Origin of the sequence: Candidatus Accumulibacter vicinus (assembly GCF_000584955.1) — a bacterium.
GTDB lineage: Bacteria > Pseudomonadota > Gammaproteobacteria > Burkholderiales > Rhodocyclaceae > Accumulibacter > Accumulibacter vicinus.
On record NZ_JDSS02000035.1, the window covers coordinates 6,435 to 7,760 of the forward strand.

Annotated in this window: 2 protein-coding genes; both read right to left on the reverse strand. The window is 58.1% G+C overall.

Annotation, left to right across the window (positions count from 1 at the left end):
- Window positions 1–979, reverse strand: a 979-nt coding sequence (locus tag CAPSK01_RS15585) for a methyl-accepting chemotaxis protein (RefSeq protein WP_034928735.1), incomplete at its 3' end; no start/stop codon positions are given.
- A gap of 81 nt (window positions 980–1,060) precedes the next feature.
- A partial coding sequence (locus CAPSK01_RS15590; protein WP_034928731.1) for a chemotaxis protein CheW occupies window positions 1,061–1,326 on the reverse strand: 266 nt, incomplete at its 5' end.

Below are 1,326 nucleotides of genomic sequence, written 5' to 3' on the forward strand. Positions count from 1 at the left end.
AGGCGCTCATCTGTTCCATGCTGGCGGTGGTTTCCTCGACCGACGCCGCCTGCTCGCTCGACGACTGCGACAAGGACTGCGCCGTCGCCGAGACCTGGCCGGAGGCGTTGCTGAGGTGGTCGGCGGCGGTGCGGACCTCGCCGATGATCGTGTGAAGTTTGCCGACCATCGTCTGGATAGCGGCGAGCATGCTGGTGGTGTCACCCGTGGATGCGTCGATACGTACGGCGAGATTGCCGTTGGCGACTTCGGTGAGCACACCGGAAACATATGCGGGATCGCCACCTAGCTGTTTGAGCACGCTGCGAATGATGAAAATGCCGAGCAGCAGCAGGAACAATGTGGCCATCAGCCCCACGATAATAACCACCGTGTTGGCTTGAGAGGCTGCGTCATCGCCGGCATTGACGGCGTCCTTACCGTACTGGACGTTCAAGTCGCTAAGCTTGTTGAGCAAGTCTTCCGCCGCCTTGAAGCGGGGTGCGTTCTCGTCGAGCTGTTTGTAAATTCTTGCGAACAATGCCTTCTGGCCTGCTTCAGTGGTGTTGGCAATCAGGCCTTCAATGGTCGCCGTGATCGCCTGATCGCCAGCTTTCCACGCATCCCATTCATTGACGAACTGCTTCCACAGTTTTTCTTCTTCAGGCGTTTGCGGCAAGGGTTCGTAAATCTTCCAGCCACGGTCGACGTTGCTCCACGCTTCCCTCTTCCTTTTCAGCACTTCCGAGAAATTTCCCTGCGCCGTGTAATTGTTTTCCCAAGTCAAAGCCCAGCGATTTGCCGAGCGGATGGCCGTTTGTGCTTCGTTGACCATGAGGAGGCCCTGAACGGACGGCAAGCGGACCCTCCCAATTTCATCCGCGGCGCGAGTGATCTTGCGCATGCCGTTCCAACTGGCGCCGCCAATCAGCGCCAGCGCGAGGATCGCGATCACGAGTAATAAGATCAGTTTTGCTCTTACAGTCATTGTCGAAGTCATTTTGTTTCTCTCCAGTGATTTTCTATGTGTGATGAACAACACATCCGGTCACCCGGTTTGATTGTTGCCCTCTACTGATCCTTACAATGCCTGAGCTTCTTTGGCGCCGGCGGCGCTGGCGAGCAGCGCGATATCCTCGGCCGACAGCACGCGGCCGATATTGAGCAGGATGACGAACTTGCCGGCGACCTTGCCCATGCCGCTGATGAAGTCGGCGCGGATGCGGGCGCCGAAGGAGGGGGGCGGTTCGATCTCGCTGCCGGGGATCTCGAGCACTTCCGAAACCGCATCGACCAGGATGCCGATGTCGTGGCGCAGATCGCCTTCGCTGACTTCGACGATGACGA